The organism is Microvirga sp. 3-52, assembly GCF_018383585.1.
In the GTDB taxonomy this organism is placed as follows: Bacteria; Pseudomonadota; Alphaproteobacteria; order Rhizobiales; family Beijerinckiaceae; genus Microvirga.
Window position 1 is genome coordinate 103,576 of sequence record NZ_JAHAMK010000001.1, and the last position, 18,796, is coordinate 122,371.

Sequence of the window (18,796 nt, forward strand, 5' to 3'; positions counted from 1 at the left end):
GGACGTGAGACACGACCGTCCAAATCCATCCCCCCGGTTCAGGCACCGCTTCCTCACCGTTTTAGCTTGCCGGGCGAACACCGCACCATCCTGCCGCAAACAGAGCGATCGTCTTTGTCACGCGCCGCAGGGAAGGGAGGGATACGCGTTCGTCGATGGCGTGAATATTCTCCGCGACGGGTCCATAGACCAGCGAGGGGATCCCTGCGTGGACGGCATAGACCGCGGCATCAAGATAGCAGGCCATGACATAGCTTTGTAATGGCGGATGATCAGGCGGGTTGGCTGCCGCATGAGCCTGCGTGAGAAGGTCCTCGGCCTCCGAGCCGGGCGCGAGAGTATAGCCCGCATGCACGACACCGACCCACTCCACGACCGGTTCCGGGCAGCGTCGCACCAGTGGATCTTGCGCCGACACCTTGGCGACGAAAGCCTCGAATTCCTTCACGCGCTCGTGGGGATCGTCCCCAGGATAGAAGCCGATGCGCCCCTCGAAACGGCAGGAGGATGGGACGGATGCGATCCATTCACCGCCACTGATCGTTCCGATTGTCAGGGCGGCGGGATTTTCCACCTCGTCGAAGTACGGCTTGGCCGGTCGTTCCTCGTTCCACCGCGCCTCGAGGGTACGCATCTGGTCGATGAGCCGCACGGCCGCGTCGAGCGCGCTCACGCCCCCGCTGACCTCGCGCGGGTGAGCGGGTGTTCCGTGGATCGTAATGGCAAACTTGATCACGCCGGAATTCGCGCGGACGAGCTTCTCGTCTGTCGGTTCAGGGATCAGCACGGCGTCGGCGACATAGCCGCCGGCCAATGCCATCGCGGCCCCGTTCCCGGTGATCTCCTCCTCCACGACCGAATGGATCTGGACGGGAGCCGTCAGTTCCAATCCGGCAGTTCTGATCGCGTCGAGGGCGAAAATCGCCGCCGACAGGCCGGCCTTCATGTCTCCCGAGCCTCGACCGTAAAGCCAATCGTCACGTCGTATCGGCTCGAAGGGTGGATGCTGCCAGCGCCCCGGCTCGCCCGTCGGCACGATGTCCACATGAGCGTTCAGGATGAGGGATCGTCCATGCTCGACCGCCGGCTTGCGGATGCCGATGACATTCCAGAAATCCGCATAGCTGACGGTCGCCGGGGAAAAGGCCGGATGACGGCCGATCAGCGACGGATCGAGCGGCTGACGCTCGACCTCGTATCCTCTTCCTCGAAGCGCAGCCTCGACGAGGTTCTGAACCTCGGCTTCCTGTCCTCTCAGCGAGGCGCATCGGATCAGGTCGGAAAGGAAATCGACCTGTGCGTCGAAGGCTGCGTCGACGGCCGCGATGATGCGCTCCCGGTCAGCCTTTGAAAGTGTGTCCACGCGTGAAAGCTCCTCGTCGGAAGATGCAATGCTCAATGGAACGGACCTTGAAGATGAATCCTGAGGCGGCGACACCCGAATGCACCAGATGTCCCTTTCGAATGCCGGAGGCCGATGCCCGTCAATGCCCGTTCGCGATCATGTCCTGGGCGGGCGTGTAGTCGAGGCCTTGGGCGTCCGCCACGGGGAGGCAGGTGATCCTGCCGTCGCATACATTCAAGCCGGCCAGCAGATGCTGATCCTCCGATAGCGCCGTGCGCCAACCCTTGTTCGCGAGGGCCAGCACATACGGCAGGGTCGCATTGTTCAGAGCGAAGGTCGAGGTCCTGGGGACCGCGCCGGGCATGTTGGCGACGCAATAATGGACGACCCCATCCACCACAAAGGTCGGGTTGGAATGCGTTGTGGCGTGGGAGGTTTCGAAGCATCCGCCCTGGTCGATCGCGATATCGACGACGACGGCTCCCTTCTTCATGGTTCCGATCATCGCGCGGCTTACCAGCTTGGGTGCGGCAGCGCCCGGGATGAGCACTGCGCCGATCAGCAGATCGGCCTCTCTGACGAGTTCCGTGATGGCCGCATGGGTGGAATAGACTGTCGAGATCGCGCTGCCGAACTGGTTCGCCAGGCGCTTCAGGGCATCGGGCGACCGGTCGACAACCGTAACCCGCGCCCCCATGCCGATGGCGATTGCGGCGGCATGGGTGCCTGACACTCCCCCGCCCAGAATGACCGCGGACGCTGCCGGAACCCCCGGGACGCCGCCGAGCAGGATGCCGCGCCCGCCCTGGGCCTTTTCCAGCGCATGGGCTCCGACCTGCGGCGCAAGCCTGCCGGCGACCTCGGACATGGGGGTCAGCAGGGGCAGGGCGCCGGAGGGGGAGGTTACGGTCTCGTAGGCAATGCAGACCGCCCCGGATTCCATGAGGTCGCGGGTCTGCTCCGGATCGGGGGCAAGATGCAGGTAGGTGAACAGGACCTGCCCCGGACGCAGGCGTTTGCGCTCCTGGGCCTGGGGCTCCTTGACCTTCACCACCATCTCGGCTTCCGCGAAGATTCGCTCCGGGCCGTCAACGATCTCCGCCCCGGCCGCCATGTAGTCCTCGTCCGTAAGGCCCGCCCCCAGGCCGGCCCCGGACTGAACCATGACCCGGTGCCCGTGGTGGACCAGCTCCTGCACGGATGACGGGATAAGCCCCACGCGGGCTTCGTTGTTCTTGATCTCCGACGGAACGCCGACCAGCATGGATGCTTCCTCAATGGTTCGGGGCTTCAACCCTCTTGTCGCGGCTTCCGCGAAGCCGCTGACGGATCCTTGCGGCGGTTGGCCCCTGCACGCGCCGCCGCAAGAGAGAATTAGAGCGTAGCGGTAACGCTTTCCACAGCATCCTTCGCGGCGGCCACGATGATGTCGGCCTCTTCCTTCGTCAGGCAGAGCGGCGGGGCAAAGCCGAGGATGTCGCCTTGCGGCATGGCCCGTCCGATGACACCCCGTTCCAGCAATGCCGCCGTGATGCGCGGTCCCACCTTTTCGGAGGGATCGAAGAAGACACGGTCGTCGCGGTCTCGCACAAACTCGACGGCGGCCATCAGGCCCTCGCCGCGCACCTCGCCCACGAAGCGGTTGGAACCCACCGCGTCATTGAGCGCCTGATTGAAATAGGCGCCGACCTCGCGAGCGTTGGTGACGACGTCGAGTTCGTCGACCAGTTCCAGGTTGGCGACGCCCGCCGCCGCGCAGAGGGGATGGGACGAATAGGTCCAGCCATGGCCGATCGGACCGAAAGTGTCGGAACCCTGCTCCAGGACGCGCCAGACCTTCTCGGACACGATGACGCCGGAGAGCGGCGCATAGGCCGAGGTCAGGCCCTTGGCGATCGTGATGAGGTCCGGCTTCATGCCGTAGTGATCCGAGCCGAACATGGTGCCGAGCCGTCCGAAGCCCGTGATCACCTCGTCGGCGATGAGCAGGATGTCGTATTTCGCCAGAACCGCCTGGATCTTCTCCCAATATCCCTTCGGCGGCGGCACGATGCCTCCCGTGCCCAGCACCGGCTCGCCGATGAAGGCCGCAATGGTCTCCGGGCCTTCCGTCTGAATCAGGTCGTCGAGCCTGTCGGCGCAATACTGCGAGAACTGCTCCTCGGTCATGTTCAGGTCGGGCCGACGGAAGTAATACGGCGCTTCCGTGTGCAGGATCGGCGGGCGCGGCAGGTCAAACAGGTTGTGGAAGGCCGCAAGACCCGTGAGGCTGCCGCTCATGAGCCCGGACCCGTGATAGCCGCGCCAGCGGGAGATGATCTTCTTCTTCTCGGGCCGTCCCAGCACATTGTTCATGTACCAGACGAGTTTGATGTTGGTTTCGTTCGCATCCGATCCCGACAGGCCGAAGAACACGCGGCTCATGCCTTTCGGAGCGCGGTCGATGATCATCTTCGCAAGGCGGATCGAGGGTTCCGAGCCGTGGCCCACATAGGCATGGTAATAGGGCAGGGCCGCCGCCTGAGCGGCGATGGCGTCGGCAATCTTCGTGCGGCCATAGCCGACATTCACACAGTATAGGCCCGCGAAGGCGTCAAGGCTGCGCCTGCCCTGCCGGTCGACGATGTAGACCCCTTCGGCGCCGGTGATGATGCGGTTCGGCGTCTCGCCGCGGGCATGCTGGGCCATGTGGGTGGACGGATGAAAGAAATGGTCCCGATCCCAGGCATTGAGTTCGTTATCGAGGGTGTTCGTTTCGTTCAGCATGGCTGGCTCCCGGTCAATGGATGTCAAGACAAAGGTATTTCAGATCAGTGAAGGCTTCGAGGCCGTGGCGCGAGCCCTCGCGGCCGAGGCCCGATTGCTTCATGCCGCCGAAGGGAATGGGTGCGCCGGTGATCTTCACTCGGTTGACGGCCACCATGCCGTATTCGAGGGCGCGACCGAGCCGCAGGGCCCGCGCGCCGTTTTCGGTCACAACGTAGGCGACGAGGCCGTATTCCGTGGCATTGGCCCGCGCCACCACCTCGTCTTCCCTGTCGAATGGGGTTACGGCGGCGACAGGCGCAAAGGTTTCTTCCCGCATGATCAAGGCGTCGTCCGGTACGTCGGCGAGCAGCGTCGGCATCATGAAGAGCGGCCCCGGGGTCTCGCTTTCCTCTGTCACGCGGCGTGCACCGAGGGTGAGAGCATCTGCAATTTGGGCTTTCGCTTTCGACACCGCATTGGCGTGCATGAGCGGCCCGATTTCCGTACTCTCCTCGAGCCCCGGCCCGACCTTCAGGGCCGCAATGCGTGCGGCGAAGGCTTCGCAGAAGGCGGGATAGATCGGTCGCTGGACGTAAATGCGGTTGGCGGCAAGGCAGTCCTGTCCGGAGGTTGCGAACTTCGCCGCCATGGCGATCCCGACGGCCTTATTCAGATCGGCATCCTCGAACACGATGAGCGGCGCGTGGCCGCCCAGCTCCATCACGAGGCGCTTCATGGTCGAGGCGCAGCGTGCCGCAATCTTGCGCCCGATCTCCGTCGAGCCGGTGAAGCTGACGACGCGGACGCGCCCGTCATCGCAGAACCGGTTGGCGATGGGCTCGGCGTCCCCCGTGACGATGTTGAAAACGCCGCGCGGAAGGCCCGCCCGTTCCGCGAGCTCCGCCAGCGCCAGGGCGGAAAGCGGCGTGTATGAGGAGGAATGGGCCACCACCGTGCAGCCGGCAGCGAGCGCAGCCGCGGCTTTGCGCGTCAGCATGGCCGAGGGGAAGTTCCACGGCGTCAGCAGGGCCGCGACGCCCAGGGCCTCGCGCCGCATCAGCATCTCCGCGCCGGGCAGGTGGCTCGTCACGCTCTCCACGTTCACGCGCTTGGCTTCCTCGGCGTACCATCCCACGAACGAGGCCGCATAGTCGATCTCGCCGAGCGACTCGGACAGGGGCTTGCCTTGCTCGAGCGTCATGATGAGGGCAAGATCCTCACGGGCCGCCAGGATGAGATCGTACCATGCGCTCAAGCGTGCGGCACGTTCCTGCGGCAGCAGGGCCTTCCAGGCAGGGAGCGCGCGGGCGGCGGCATCGACGGCCTGGCCGGCCTCATCCGCACCGAGGCGCGACACGCGGGCAACATTCAGGCCTGTGGCCGGATCGTTGACCTCGAAGCGTGCATCGGCATCCGCCGCAGTCCAGCGGCCATCGATATAGGCCATCTCGCGGAACAGGCGGGGATCCCGTAAGCGGCTCAGCGCCGGGTGGGTATCCGCCTTCACCGGCACGGGAGCGGTGGTGTGGGTGATCGCGTTCATGCGGCGCTCTCCTCAAGATCCGACGGAACGGAGGATAGCGCGTCAGCCGGCGAGAGGATTTCGGTTCTTCGGCGGGAGACCGGAGAATGTCTCTGTTTTCATTGGACGCGCCGGAGACTTTCTCGCGAAGGCGCCTGCTCGCCCAGGAATGAGCTCAGGAACTCCCGGGTCCGGGGCTGCTGCGGGTTGCTGAAGAACTGTTCCGGGCCGCCCTGTTCGACGATCCGCCCCTTGTCGAAGAAGCAGACCCGGTCCGACACCTCGCGGGCAAAGCGCATCTCGTGCGTCACGAGGAGCATGGTGAGATCGTGCTCCTGCGCCAGATTGCGGATGACGCCGAGAACCTCGCCGACCAGCTGGGGGTCGAGTGCGGAGGTCGGCTCGTCGAACAGAAGGACGCGCGGGCGCATGGCGAGCGCCCGGGCGATGGCGACGCGCTGCTGCTGACCGCCGGAGAGCTGGCTCGGGAAATGATCCTTCTTGTCGTAGAGGTCCACCATGCGCAGCAACTCGGTGGCCCGGCTCTCCGCCTCGTCGCGCTTCATCTTCAGAACCGCGACCGGCGCCTCGACGATGTTGCGCAGCACGGTCATGTGCGGAAACAGGTTGAAGCTCTGAAACACCATGCCGACATTGCTGCGGATCTTGTGAAGGTGCTTTTCGCTCGCCTTGAAGGGGCCGCGGCCGTTGGGCTCGTGGTAGCTGATCCCGTCGATTTCGAGGAGGCCTTCCTGGAAAGGCTCCAGCGTCATCAGAATGCGCAGAACGGTGGACTTGCCGGAGCCCGACGGGCCGATCAGCGTCACTTTCTCGCCGCGCTGGACTTCGAAGTTGAAGTTGTCGAGCACCGTCAGCGCACCGAAGCGCTTGGTGACGTTCTCAAAGCGGATAATGGAGGTCATCGCAGGGGAATCCCACTTTTGGGCAGGGCCCTCTCGATCATGTAGACGAGGGCCGAGCAGATGAAGGTCATGGGAAGGAAGATCAGGCCCACCATGGAAAGCGGAACGAGATACTCGAAGGTCCGCTCGCCGATCATGTTGGCGAGGCCCAGCATATCGAGAACGGTCACGACGGAGAGGACCGGCGTTTCCTTCAGCATGGAGATGAGATAGTTCCCCAATGCCGGTACGATGCGCGGGATCATCTGCGGCACGACGATGTCGCGGTAGACCTGAAGCCGGGTCAGGTTGAGGGCGGTCGCCGCCTCCCATTGGCCGCGTGGAATCGCCCCGATGCCGCCGCGATAGACCTCTGACGTATAGGCCGAGTACTGCAGGCCGAGCGCAAGGGCGCCGGTCATGAAGGCGGGCAGGACGATTCCGAATTCAGGCAGGACGTAATAGAGAAAGAAGAGCTGGACCAGCAGCGGGGTGTCACGCACGAACTCGGTAAAGCCGGTGACCGTCCAGGAGATCAGTCTGCTCTTGCTGCGGCACAGGAGCGCCAGGACGAGCCCCAGGACAAGCGCGATGGCGTAGCCGACAGCCGCCGCCTTCAAGGTCACGAGCAGGCCGATGCCGAGAATCGGCAGAATGGAGAGCGCGAAGGTCAGCGGTGTCGACGTATCCCAGGTATAACCATACATCATGAGTGGGCGCTCCTGGGAAAGGCCGGTCCGCGCCTCAGCTTCATCTCGATGAAGCGCATCACAAACATCAGGCAGAGAGCAATCATGAAGTAGCCGACCAGCGTCAGGGTGTAGACCGTGGCGCTGTCGAGGGTGATGTTGCGCAGGGACTGTGCCTGGAAGGTCAGGTCGGCGATCGAGATCAGCGACACCAGAGCCGTGTCCTTGAGGTTCTGAATCGCGAGGTTGCCGAAAGCCGGCATCATTTCGATGATCGCCTGAGGCATCGAGACATGCCAGAGCGTATAGGACTTGCTGAAATTGAGCGCGCGCGCCGCTTCGAGCTGCGCGGGAGGCACGGCGAGGAGGGCGCCGCGCACCACCTCGGCCCCGAACGCGCCGGTGAGAAGCGACAGCACCGTGATGCCGGTCGTGACCGGGTCGAACGAGATGCCGATCAGTGGCAATGCGTAATAAAACCAGAACAGCTGGACGAGAAGCGGCGTGCCCCGGAACAGAACAACATAGACGAAGGCTATGCCCGACAGGACCCGGTTGCTCGAAGTGCGTGCGATTCCAGCGGCGAAAGCCAGGATCGCACCAAAGAAGATCGATGCGAGCGAGATCATCACCGTCACCTGCGCGCCCTTCAGCAAAGGCGCGAGATATTGCATCCATGTCATCGTCGGCTTCTCCTTACGGCGTTCCATCCAGCCAGGGCCGAACGGCCCTGACCGGATGGTTCGAACGATGCGCGGATTACTTTCCGGCGCAGAGATCGGCGACGTTCTTGGCCGCGGCGGCCTTGACGCTCTCGACGCTCAGACCGTAGGACGTGAGAATCTTCTGGTAGTCTTCGGTCTTGCGAAACTCGACGAGTTCGTTGTTGAAGGCGTCGCGAAGTTCCTTGTCCTCGGGACGGAATGCGAAGCCGCCATAGTTGCGCACCGGCTTTCCGTCGACGACCGGATCCGTGAAGGGCCGCACCTGCTCGACGCCTTGGCTTCCTTCCGCGAGCTTGGATACGGTGAGCTCGGTCGCCGCATAGGCATCCGCGCGGGATTGCACGGTCGAGGGAGCGTCGGCATTGGCCTGGATGATGATGATCTGGTTGTCCTTCACGCCGACGGCGCGCAGGAAGTCGATGTTGTTGGCGCCCGAGACGACCGCCACCTTGAGGGACGGATCCTTGGCGATGTCGGCATAGGTGGTCAGCTTCTTCGGATTACCCTTCTTGACGAGCAGGCCTTCGCCGTAGCTGGAGTTCGGCTCCGAGAACGACACCTGCTTGCAGCGTTCGGGCGAAATGTTCTGTTCCGCGGCCGCGAATGCGAAGCGGCGAGCCTTCAGACCGGGAATGAGCGTGCCGAACGGCGTCACCGTCCAGTTCACCTCGTTGACGCCCATGCGCTTGAGCACGGCAATCGCCACGTCGGGGCCGATGCCGGCAGCCGAGCCGTCTTCCTTCATATAGCCATAGGGCACTTCGTTGGCCGTGGCGCCCTGGATGTAGCCGGCCTCCTTGACCTGGTCGAGAGTGAGGGCTTGCGCGCTCCCGGCCGCGGCAGCAAGAGCGAGGACGGCGACGCCGTAACGGATCATTGTCTTCATCTGGTCTTCTCCTCTGGTGTTGTAAGAACCGCGTGCCGGTTGATCCGGCTTGCAGCGTCGTCGCTGGCGGTGTTTGGATTCAGATCTTCTCCTCCACGGTCGCGACCACCGCGAGGCAGTCTCCGGCCTTGACCAGGCCCGGGAAGTGCCTTGCGGCGAGAACTCCGTCGAGGGCGGCCCGGTATTCGGCCGGGGATTGCCCCGTGCGGCCGATGGGATGGATACGTGCGATCACGTCGCCCGCCCGGATCGACTCGCCAAGATCGACACACGGCTCGACGAGGCCATCATCCTCCGCGAAGCGGAAGCAATCGTTGGACGGCATGTCGAGCCAGCGGGTCGGTCCGGTCTCCGTCGAGCCGGCAACGATGCCCGCATGCTTGAGCACATTCATGACGCCGCGTTTGGCGATGCCCACGGTTCTCGCCGAGGACGTGCCGCCGCCCGACAGCTCCGTGGTCACGAACACCTTGCCCATCTCCTCGGCGGCGGTATCGTACATGCCGACGGCGTCGATCTCGATCATCCGCATGGAGTATGGCGCCGCAAAGGCCGCTACGGCCTCGAAGCAGCGCTTCTCCTGCGCTTTGTCCGGCAGCTCATGGGCGGCCGCATAGGGCAGGAAGTCGAGGGTGCGGCCGCCGGAGTGGAAGTCGAGCACGATATCGGCGAGCGGCAGCAGCATACGCTGGAAGTAGTCGGCGATCTTCTCGGTCACCGTGCCGTCCGGACGACCGGGAAAGCTCCGGTTGAGATTGCCCCGGTCGATGGGCGAGGTGCGGGTTCCAGCGTGAAAGGCCGGGTAGTTCATGGCGGGCACGATGATGACGCGCCCCTGGACCTGATCCGCCTGCAGCGTCCGTGCGAGATCGAACAGGGCCACCGGCCCTTCGTACTCGTCGCCATGGTTGCCGCCGGTGAGAAGCGCCGTCGGGCCGTCACCGCGTTTAATGACGGCGATCGGGATCATCACCGAACCCCAGGCCGAGTCGTCCCGGCTGTAGGGCAGGCGCAGGAAGCCGTGCTGCACCCCGTCCGCGTCGAAATCGACGCTGGCACTGATCGGGGAGGGGCGCTGGATCGGCGTGATGACGTTCATGGCTTCACGAAGAGTTGGCGCGGCACGTTGGAGAGGCATTCGACGCCGGTTTCAGTGATGACGATGCTCTCCGTGAGCTCCAGGCCCATGTTTTCGAGCCACAGCCCCGTCATGAAATGGAAGGTCATGCCGGGCTTGAGCTCGGTCCTGTCGCCGGGGCGCAGGCTCATGGTGCGCTCGCCCCAATCCGGCGGATAGCTCAGGCCGATGGGATAGCCGGTGCGGTTGTCCTTCACGATGCCGTAGCGCTTGAGCACGGCGAAGAACGCGTTGGCGATGTCCTCGCAGACATTGCCGGGCTTGGCGGCCGCAAGTCCTTCCTCCATGCCTTCCAGAACGGCCTTCTCGGCATCGAGGAAGGCCTGTGTCGGCTTGCCGAGGAAGACGGTGCGCGAAAGCGGGCAGTGATAGCGCTTGTAGCAGCCGGCGATCTCGAAGAACGTGCCTTCGCCGCTGCGCATGGGCCTGTCGTCCCAGGTCAGGTGCGGGGCCGAGGCTTCCTCGCCTGACGGGAGAAGCGGAACGATGGCGGCGTAGTCGCCGCCGAACCCGTCGACGCCACGCAGGGCCGCATCGTAAATCTCGGCCACGAGATCGTTCTTGCGAATGCCAGGCTCGACCTTGTCCAGGATGCGCCGGTGCATCGCCTCGACGATGCGGCCCGCGACCCTCATGTATTCGATTTCCGTCGGGCTTTTGACCGCGCGCTGCCAGTTGACGAGAGATAAGGCGTCCTGAAACCTGGCGTTCGGCAGATGCTTGACCAGCGACAGGTAGGCGGCGGCGGAGAAGTAGTAGTTGTCCATCTCGACCGCGATGGTGCCCTTGTGCCAACCTCGTTCCGCAATGATGCCGGACAGGAAGTCCATGGGGTGACGCTCGGTCGACTGAACGTAGTGGTCGGGATAGCCGATGATGTTGTCGTGCGCGAGATAGGCGGTGCGCATGGCGCCATTGGCGTCCTGGCCGCGGCCGAACCAGATCGGCTCGCCGTCCGGCGGCACCAGTACGCATTGATGCACGTAGAACGACCAGCCGTCGTAACCCGTCAGCCAATGCATGTTGGACGGATCGGTAACGACCAGGAGATCGATTCCCGCCCTGTCCATCGCCCGGCGGGTCTTGGCGAGGCGCTCGGCATATTCCGCTCTGCTGAAATTGAGGTTGGGCGCGCTCACGGAACGTCTCCAGTTGCTTCTTTTGTGTCGATGGGTCTGCCCGCTCCGGCTTCCCGGGCGCGTGCATGGGCGAGGGTGGCGATGGCGGTATCCTGCACGCCGGTGCCGGTGAGGTCGCACAGGGTCATGGCGTCCGGGCTTTCGCGGCCGGGTGCCTGGCTGGCGACGACCTGTCCAAGTTCAGGGAACGACCGGTCCGGCTCGATCAATCCGGCCCGGATGGCATGATGCAGTTCCCCGAGGCGGCGTGTCTGCCCCAAGCTGTCGGCGATGTAGAGGGCGCGGGGCAGGATTGCGGGGTCGATCTCGTTCTTGTGCTCGGAGTCGGAGCCCATGGCCGTGATATGCTGGCCCGGCTGCACCCATTCCGCTTTCAGGATCGGCTGTTCGGCCGGCGTCGTCGTGACGATGATGTCGGCGCCGTCGCAGGCCGATTCCGGATTTGGCACGGCTTCGACCGCGATCCCGAGGGATGTGGAGAGATCCTGCGCCGCCGTCTCCGCCTTGGCGAAATCCCGCGCCCAGATGCGGGCTCGCTTGATTGGCCGCACGAGCGTGAGAGCCTCGAGTTGAAGGCGGGCCTGAATGCCGGCTCCGAAGATGGTGGCGACCTGTGAGTCCGGGCGCGACAGGTGCTTCGCGGCAACCGCACCCGCGGCGGCGGTGCGCACATCGGTGAGATAGCCGTTGTCCAGCAGCAGAGCCTCGACGAGGCCGGTCTTCGTGCTGAACAGGATCATCAGGCCGTTGAGGCTGGGCAGGCCGAGCTTCGGATTGTCGAAGAAGCCCGGGCTGACCTTGATGGCGAAGCCGTCGAGGCCGGGCACATACGCCGTCTTGACGTCCACCTCGCCGCGATGCTCGACGATATCGAGCCGGAGGATCGGCGGCATCACGACGGGCTTGGTGGCAAGCGCCGCGAAGGCATCCTCGACGCAATCCACCGCACTGGCGTCGAGGCGCACGGCCTTGCGCAGATCGGGCTCCGTCAGAACGAGCATCCCCGTCATGGGACCGGTCCTCCGGCGGACATGGCCTTAAGGCCATCGATGTCGACGATCCGCCGATGGAGCGCCTCGTCGATGTTGCGGCCCGAAACCAGGACGACCGTCGGGCCCCGCAACTCGACCTTCTTGGCCAGGAGCGCCGCGATCCCGACCGCGCCTGCACCTTCCACCATCTCGCCTTCCGCCGCGAAGGCATGGCGGACGCCCTCGGCGATCTCCTCTTCCGACAGCAGCACGACATCCTCGAGGAGGTCGCGGCACATGGCGAAGGTGTAGCGGTTCTCAAGGCCGATCCCGCCACCGAGGGAATCGGCCAGGGTTTCCAGTTCCTCGACCGGGAGGGGCTTTCCGGCGCGTAGGCTCTCATACATGGCGGCGCCGCGTTCCATGGAGACCCCGATCACCCGCGCCTGCGGAAGTCGTCCCTTGATCGCCTCGGCAACGCCCGCCGCCAGGCCACCTCCGGAGAGTGGCACGAGCACCAGTTCCGTATCGGAGCGGGCGTCGGCGATTTCGAGCCCGATCGTTCCCTGTCCCGCGATGACCTCGGCATGATCGAAGGGCGGAATGGCCGTCAGGCCCTCCTCGCGCACGAGGCGGTCGACCTCTGCCTGCGCGTCGTCCTGGGAGCGGCCGACGATGCGTACCTCCGCTCCAAGAGCCCTGACCGCGTCGACTTTGTTGGCGGGCACGAGAGCCGACATGCAGATCACGGCCCGCACTCCTTCGGCTTTCGCCGCATGGGCGAGGGCACGCCCGTGATTGCCTGTCGAGGCGGTGACAAGACCGCGTTTCTTCGCCTCATCGCTCAGGGACAGAACGGCATTCGTGGCGCCGCGCAGCTTGAAGCTGCCGGTCGGCTGATGACATTCAAGCTTGAGGTGGACCGGAACGCCGCAAACGGCGGATAGACCGGGGGAGAAGACCAAAGGGGTGTACCGGACGCGGCCGGAGATGCGCTCGTGAGCCCGCGCGATCCTGTCGAGCCCGACCGCGATCATGGGCGGGGGCCTGTCGGGACAGGGGCGGACGCGGCCCGATGGACGCTGCCCGCGCTGCCGTGCCAGGAGTCGAATTGAACTGTTTCAACGCCAAGTTTTCGCGCAGGCACCGCGTGCATTCATCACCTCCCGCTAGAACAATGAGATGGTGTGATGCACTAAATTTCATGTCAATCATTATATTGTCATGAAACAATCTCTAGAGAATCTCGCATGGTAGATCTCCCGTCTCGACTGGAAGGTCATGCCAGACATCTTTCACGTCTACGCAATGGAGCTGGTATCGAAGACAGGCGGCAGTTGCTCGAAGGTTTCAGCGATCATCCGCAAGGCGCGGCTCAGGGTCGTGTGGGACAAACGGCCCCCGATGCAGATGCGGATGCCCCCCTCGCACTCCGTCCCCGCCATGAAGGGATCGGACGGGGTGACGGCGATGTTCTTCTGGGCCAGAACCCGCACGAGGCCCTCTTCCGTCCACCGGGGCGGCACTTTCAGCCAGGCGCAAAGGGACAAGGGATGGGTCTGGGCGGTATGCGCCCCGAGGATCTCCGACACCATGGCCTGACGCGCCTGCACCTCCCGGCGCTGCAGGTCGACCAGGTTCATGGCCGTGCCGTCCTCGACCCACAGGGTCGCGATCTCGGCAGGAAGATTCGTTGCGCTCCAGCTCGTCACGCGCATGATGCTGGCGACGCGGATCGAGTATTGCGGCGGAACCACGAGATATCCGACGCGCAGGCCGGTCAGGACCGATTTGGTGAAGCTGGTGACGAAGAAGCCAAGGTCGGGCAGCATTTCGGTAAAGGATGGCAGCGGCGTCTCCAGCAGCGGCTTGTAGACCTCGTCCTCGACGACATAGATGCCATAGCGGCGCGCGACCTCCGCGACGGCCCTCCGCCTCTCGGCCCCCATGACATGGCTGGTCGGATTGCCCAGCGACGGGATCAGCACCAGGGTCGTCACTCCGCCGGCCGCGCAGGCTTCCTCGAACGCCTCGACCAGGATGCCCTCCCGGTCGGTCGGGAGGCCGCGCAGGGTGAAACCCAGGACGTTGGCGAGGCCGATGATGCCATGGTCCGTCAGGTTCTCGGTCAGGACGATCTCCCCCGGCTGGACGATGGCCGCGATGGCCAGGAACAGGCCGTGGGCTGCGCCGTTCGTGATCAGGATGCGGTCCTTCGCCGCCTCGACACCAAGGCCTCTCAGCCAGGTCTGCGCCGCGGCGCGATGGTGTTCCAGCCCCGCAATGGGTCGGCACGGGCGCATGAAGGCGCTGTTGTCGCTCTGGGCGAGGCGCCGCATGACCGCGCGGGACGCGTCCTCATGCGCCTCGGTGTAGCTCGCACGGATGATGGAGAGATCTACCGTCTCGCCGGGATCGCGGTCGAGCATGAAGCGGTCGGCCTTCTCCGTCACGCGGCTGCGGACGAAGGTGCCCCGGCCGACCTCACCCCGCAGATAGCCCCGCCGCTCGGCCTCCTTGTAGCTGAGGCTCACCGTCTGCACTGAAACCTTGAGCCGCCGTGCAAGGTCTCGATGGGTAGGCATGCGCGCGTGAGCCGGCAGGATGTCCGCATCGATGTCCGCGATGATCCGCTCGGTCAGGAGTTTGTGCTTTGTCGCCCCCTTGCGCTTAGCCAAGGTGGGTTGCCAATCGGGAACCGACGCCTGGTTGAGGTGGGCCAGGTCGTCGGGGGCGTTCGTTAAAGTGCGAGTTGGCCCGCGCATAGGACTGTCTCAAGCGATTGTAATGGAGTAATCATTACATTGCGCTGAGACTCAAGGATAGTCATGAAACTCGACAAGATCGATCTGAAAATTCTCGCGGCTCTTCAGAGAGACGGCAGGATGACTAAGCTTCGGCTCGCCGAAGCTGTCAGTCTGTCCCCTACGGCATGCTGGGAGCGCCTCAGCCGTCTTGAGAAGAACGGGGTGATCACCGGCTACACAGCCCGCATCAACACAGACGGGTTCGCGCGTCGGACGACGGTACTCGTGGAGATCATGCTCAGGAGCCACCAGCAGGCTGATTTCGACCGCTTCGAGGCCGCAATCCTCAAGGAGCCTGCGATCATCTCCTGTGATGCGACCGGTGGCGGGGTCGACTACATCCTCAAAATTGCCTCTGATGATATCGACTCCTATCAGAGGCTGATCGACCGACTTCTGAAGCTCGAACTGGGTATCGAGCGGTATTTCACTTACGTTGTTACTAAAAATGTGAAGTGTATCGACACATTACAGAGCTTAAACGTTGAATAATCTTCTGATGAGGTCGTTCAGCTCATGACAAGGTATGCTTCTGGACTATCTTCGAGGAGACCTGGATGAACGAATTCATACCCATATCCAATTCAGACTGCGCGTGACGGCCTAGAGAGTGAGGTTGAATGCCTGCTTGATGCCGAGAACGATGCCGTTCACGGCCACGCTGGCGAGAATGAGGCCCATGACCCGGCTGATGACGCTGGCACCGGCATCGCCGATGATCTTGATGATCCGGGACGCCAATAGCATGAGAACCAGGGTGACAAGCAGAACGAGAGCCATCTGAGCCACGGTCTCAGCCTGCTGTGAGATACTGAACTTGGTGTTGTCCGTGAGCGAGACCACGGCCAGCATGGCTCCGGGGCTTGCAATCGAGGGAATAGCCAGCGGGTAGATCGATCGGTCCACATCCGAAGTTACGAGTTCCTTCTCCTCGACTTCGACTTTCGGCTCTCCGAAAATCATCGTCAGTGCAAACAGGAAGAGGACAACGCTGCCGGCGATTTGGAACGCGTCGAGATCGATATCCATGGCCTGAAGCAGCGCCTGACCCGCCACGACGAAGAACAAGAGGACGAAGAAGGCGGCCACCGTCGCCCGTAAAGCGGTTCTCCGCGCTGCGGCGGCACTCAAGCCGGCTGTGACGGCCAAAAACACCGGAAGTGTTCCAATCGGGTCGATCACAACCCATAAGGTGATCAGATCGGTGAAATACTGGCTCATTGACGGCAGCCCTGGGCTCAACGGCGCAAGTAAAGCGCGCGCCGGATCTAAAGCCAAGCTTAATGCCGTCGCTCGTCGCAACGGGGCAACCACGTACCTCATTGCATGCTAAGCGGCGCGTCCCGGCTTGCGCTCCCGATGCTGCGTCATGGTAATCTACCGGTTGACAACGGGAGCCCGGAATGAGTGCTCAAGCCCAAAGCCGCAAGAACGCAGTACGAGGGCTGAAGTGCCCCAATGCGGAGAAATCCGTGTCGCTGGCGCTGCAGGGCGGCGGCGCACATGGCGCCTTCACTTGGGGGGTGCTCGACTACCTCCTCGAGGACGGCCGGCTCACAATCGAGGCGGTCACGGGCGCGAGCGCCGGATCGATGAACGCGGTCGTGCTCTTCGAGGGCTGGCTCGAAGGAGGACGGGACGGCGCGCGCGAACAATTACGCAAATTCTGGAAGCGCGTGAGTCTCGATGGTGTGCTCTCTCCGCTCCAGCGTTCGCTGTTCGACCGTCTGTTGAGCTACTGGAGCATGAACGGATCTTCGCATCTCTGGTTCGATGCGTGGTCCCGGGTCGCGAGCCCGTACGATCTGAACCCCCTCGACATCAACCCGTTGCGCGATGCCCTCAACGGTCTGATCGATTTCGAGCGGGTGAGGGCGTGCACAGACGCAAAGCTGTTTATTGCAGCGACGAATGTCTGGACTGGGAAGATCCGGATCTTTACCGGCCCTGAACTGACCGTGGACCACGTGCTGGCCTCGGCCTGCCTGCCGATGCTCTTCAAGGCTGTCGAGATCGATGGAGAGCCCTATTGGGATGGTGGTTATACAGGCAATCCGCCGCTCTTTCCACTTTTCTACGAAACACGATCGGACGATATCCTGTTGGTCCAGATCAACCCGATCGAGCGCCGGTCGACGCCGCAGAGCGTGCAGCAAATCCAGAACCGGCTGACCGAGATCACCTTCAATGCCAATCTGCTGCAGCAACTCAGGTCGGTCGAATTCGTGACACGGTTGATCGACGAAGGAAAGCTTTCGACGAAGGATTACAAGCGGGTCTTCATGCACCGAATCCATGGAGGACAGGATCTCGATGAGTTCACCGCTGCGTCCCGCCTCAGTGCTCAATGGAGTTTCTTCAAGGAACTGAAGGACCTCGGCAGAAATGCCGCCCGTTCATGGCTCGAGGAAAACTATCGCTTCATCGGGCAGAAAAGCACTCTCGATCCGCGCGACGCTTATACCTGAACACCTAGCCAACCGGCTAGGTGTTAGCCAAGGGGTGGCATCCCATCATTAGGCAATGGATCCCGTATCGATCAAATCTCATGTGGTGATTTCGCCTCGACGGATGCAGACAAATTTGGCGCTCCTTGCGTATCATTGTTGCGTATCTTGCCAGAAGCGCAGCGATGCGTAGTATTGCGTCGCAACAAGAACAAAAGCTCTTCCGCGTGCCTTTGCGCACAGGGCCGTAAGCTGAAATTTGGAATCATCGTGCTGCGTCGAGAATGCCGATCAGGAGGTTACGCATGCGCTTTCCTCGGTCCTTGGTTGTTTCCAGCGTTCTGTTCTCGTGGATTGCATGGGCAAGCCTGGCTTTGGCCCAGGGTAGCCCTGCGCAACCGCCACCGCCGGTGACTGTTGCGAAACCTGTCGTGAAGGACATCGTCGAGCGGGACGACTTCATCGGACGCTTCGAGGCCATCGATCAGGTCGATATCCGAGCCCGGGTTTCAGGGTATCTCGACAAGGTTCATTTCCAGGACGGCACCTTCGTCAAGGCGGGAGATCTTCTCTTCACCATCGATCCGCGGCCCTACCGCAATGCGCTCGAGCAGGCGCAATCAGCCGTCACATCCTCGCAGGTCCGCCTGGAATTCGCGCAAAGCGATCTCGACCGCGCTGAGCAGTTGCGCCGGACCGGCAACATTCCCGACCAGCTTTTCGACCAACGTCGGCAAGCCTTCCTGACCGCCAAGGCCGAACTGGATCGAGCTCAGGCGGCCCTGCGGCAGGCGCAGCTCGATGTGGAGTTCACGCAGATCAAATCGCCCCTGTCGGGGCGGATCTCGCGCAAGCTCGTTTCCGAAGGCAATCTGGTCAATGCCAACGAGACGATCCTGACGAACGTTCTTTCGCTGGACCCGATCCAATTCTATTTCGATATCGACGAGCGCTCCTTCCTGGCATTTTCGCGGCAGACGCACGGCGGAACGAACACCTTGGCCAGCGGGGAGACCAACGAAGTCCTGCTCACGCTGACGGACGAGCGCCTGGGACAGCGCAAGGGACAGCTGGATTTCGTCGACAACCGACTCGACGCGGCAAGCGGCACGATCCGTGTGCGTGCCATCTTCGAGAACAAGGATCAGTTCCTGACCCCTGGCCTGTTCGGTCGCGTCACAGTGGGCGCCTCCGATCCTTACAAGGGCATCCTCCTGCCCGATGAGGCCATCGGCAGCGACCAGGATCGGCGTGTGGTCTACGTGGTCGGCGAGAACAACGTCGTCAATCTCAAGCCCGTACGGATCGGTCCGCGGATCGACGGCTACAGGGTCATCCGCGATGGGCTCACCGGCAATGAGACGGTGGTCGTAAACGGCCTCGTCCGGGTCCGGCCCGGAGCGCCGATCACGCCGCAGATGACAACGCTTCCGCCGGTGCGGGAACGAAACGGCAGCTGAGTTCACGCGAGGAGGCG

17 protein-coding genes are annotated in these 18,796 nt (G+C 63.2%); 3 read left to right on the forward strand and 14 right to left on the reverse strand.

Annotation, left to right across the window (positions count from 1 at the left end):
- Positions 1-61: 61 nt before the first annotated feature.
- The 13 genes from KHP60_RS00560 to KHP60_RS00620 form a co-directional block, all read right to left on the reverse strand.
- Positions 62-1,363: an ArgE/DapE family deacylase gene (locus KHP60_RS00560; RefSeq protein ID WP_213561589.1), complete on the reverse strand. Its 1,302-nt coding sequence runs from the start codon at positions 1,361-1,363 to the stop codon at positions 62-64.
- Positions 1,364-1,484: 121 nt separating this feature from the next.
- Positions 1,485-2,609 carry an alanine dehydrogenase gene (ald, locus tag KHP60_RS00565; protein WP_213561590.1) on the reverse strand — a complete coding sequence of 375 codons (1,125 nt, stop codon included), beginning with the start codon at positions 2,607-2,609 and terminating at the stop codon, positions 1,485-1,487.
- Positions 2,610-2,719: 110 nt separating this feature from the next.
- Positions 2,720-4,111, reverse strand: coding sequence for an aspartate aminotransferase family protein (locus tag KHP60_RS00570; protein WP_213561591.1), 1,392 nt, complete (start codon positions 4,109-4,111; stop codon positions 2,720-2,722).
- Between the two features lie 13 nt (positions 4,112-4,124).
- Entirely contained in the window at positions 4,125-5,636 is a 1,512-nt protein-coding gene (locus KHP60_RS00575; protein ID WP_213561592.1) for an NAD-dependent succinate-semialdehyde dehydrogenase, read from the reverse strand.
- Between the two features lie 98 nt (positions 5,637-5,734).
- Positions 5,735-6,538, reverse strand: coding sequence for an ectoine/hydroxyectoine ABC transporter ATP-binding protein EhuA (gene ehuA / locus KHP60_RS00580; protein ID WP_213561593.1), 804 nt, complete (start codon positions 6,536-6,538; stop codon positions 5,735-5,737).
- Complete coding sequence (gene ehuD / locus KHP60_RS00585; protein WP_213561594.1) at positions 6,535-7,227, reverse strand: ectoine/hydroxyectoine ABC transporter permease subunit EhuD; 693 nt, start codon at positions 7,225-7,227, stop codon at positions 6,535-6,537. Before ehuD ends, ehuA begins: the two co-directional genes overlap by 4 nt.
- Positions 7,224-7,889, reverse strand: a complete 666-nt coding sequence (gene ehuC, locus KHP60_RS00590) for an ectoine/hydroxyectoine ABC transporter permease subunit EhuC (RefSeq protein ID WP_213561595.1) — start codon at positions 7,887-7,889, stop codon at positions 7,224-7,226. The genes ehuD and ehuC overlap by 4 nt, the downstream gene beginning before the upstream one ends.
- Before the next feature lie 76 nt (positions 7,890-7,965).
- A complete protein-coding gene (gene ehuB / locus KHP60_RS00595) occupies positions 7,966-8,817 on the reverse strand; it encodes an ectoine/hydroxyectoine ABC transporter substrate-binding protein EhuB (RefSeq protein WP_249688382.1) in 852 nt (283 codons plus the stop codon).
- A 79-nt stretch (positions 8,818-8,896) separates the two neighbouring features.
- Entirely contained in the window at positions 8,897-9,916 is a 1,020-nt protein-coding gene (gene doeB / locus KHP60_RS00600; protein WP_213561596.1) for a N(2)-acetyl-L-2,4-diaminobutanoate deacetylase DoeB, read from the reverse strand.
- A complete protein-coding gene (doeA, locus tag KHP60_RS00605; protein ID WP_213561597.1) occupies positions 9,913-11,094 on the reverse strand; it encodes an ectoine hydrolase DoeA in 1,182 nt (393 codons plus the stop codon). Before doeA ends, doeB begins: the two co-directional genes overlap by 4 nt.
- Positions 11,091-12,104, reverse strand: coding sequence for an ectoine utilization protein EutC (gene eutC / locus KHP60_RS00610; protein ID WP_213561598.1), 1,014 nt, complete (start codon positions 12,102-12,104; stop codon positions 11,091-11,093). Before eutC ends, doeA begins: the two co-directional genes overlap by 4 nt.
- Entirely contained in the window at positions 12,101-13,102 is a 1,002-nt protein-coding gene (gene eutB / locus KHP60_RS00615; protein ID WP_213561599.1) for a hydroxyectoine utilization dehydratase EutB, read from the reverse strand. The genes eutC and eutB overlap by 4 nt, the downstream gene beginning before the upstream one ends.
- A gap of 264 nt (positions 13,103-13,366) precedes the next feature.
- Positions 13,367-14,743, reverse strand: a complete 1,377-nt coding sequence (locus KHP60_RS00620) for a PLP-dependent aminotransferase family protein (protein ID WP_249688383.1) — start codon at positions 14,741-14,743, stop codon at positions 13,367-13,369.
- 150 nt (positions 14,744-14,893) lie between these two features.
- On the opposite strand from KHP60_RS00620, the gene KHP60_RS00625 reads away from it, so the two are divergent.
- Positions 14,894-15,364 (forward strand): Lrp/AsnC family transcriptional regulator, encoded by a 471-nt coding sequence (locus KHP60_RS00625; protein WP_213561601.1) that lies wholly within the window; start codon positions 14,894-14,896, stop codon positions 15,362-15,364.
- Between the two features lie 111 nt (positions 15,365-15,475).
- Here KHP60_RS00625 and KHP60_RS00630 read toward each other — a convergent pair whose 3' ends face one another.
- Positions 15,476-16,093, reverse strand: coding sequence for a MarC family protein (locus KHP60_RS00630; protein ID WP_213561602.1), 618 nt, complete (start codon positions 16,091-16,093; stop codon positions 15,476-15,478).
- A 182-nt stretch (positions 16,094-16,275) separates the two neighbouring features.
- Here KHP60_RS00630 and KHP60_RS00635 point away from each other — a divergent pair, with 182 nt between their 5' ends.
- Positions 16,276-17,340, forward strand: a complete 1,065-nt coding sequence (locus KHP60_RS00635; RefSeq protein ID WP_213561603.1) for a patatin-like phospholipase family protein — start codon at positions 16,276-16,278, stop codon at positions 17,338-17,340.
- A 284-nt stretch (positions 17,341-17,624) separates the two neighbouring features.
- Complete coding sequence (locus tag KHP60_RS00640) at positions 17,625-18,779, forward strand: efflux RND transporter periplasmic adaptor subunit (protein ID WP_213561604.1); 1,155 nt, start codon at positions 17,625-17,627, stop codon at positions 18,777-18,779.
- Positions 18,780-18,796: the final 17 nt, after the last annotated feature.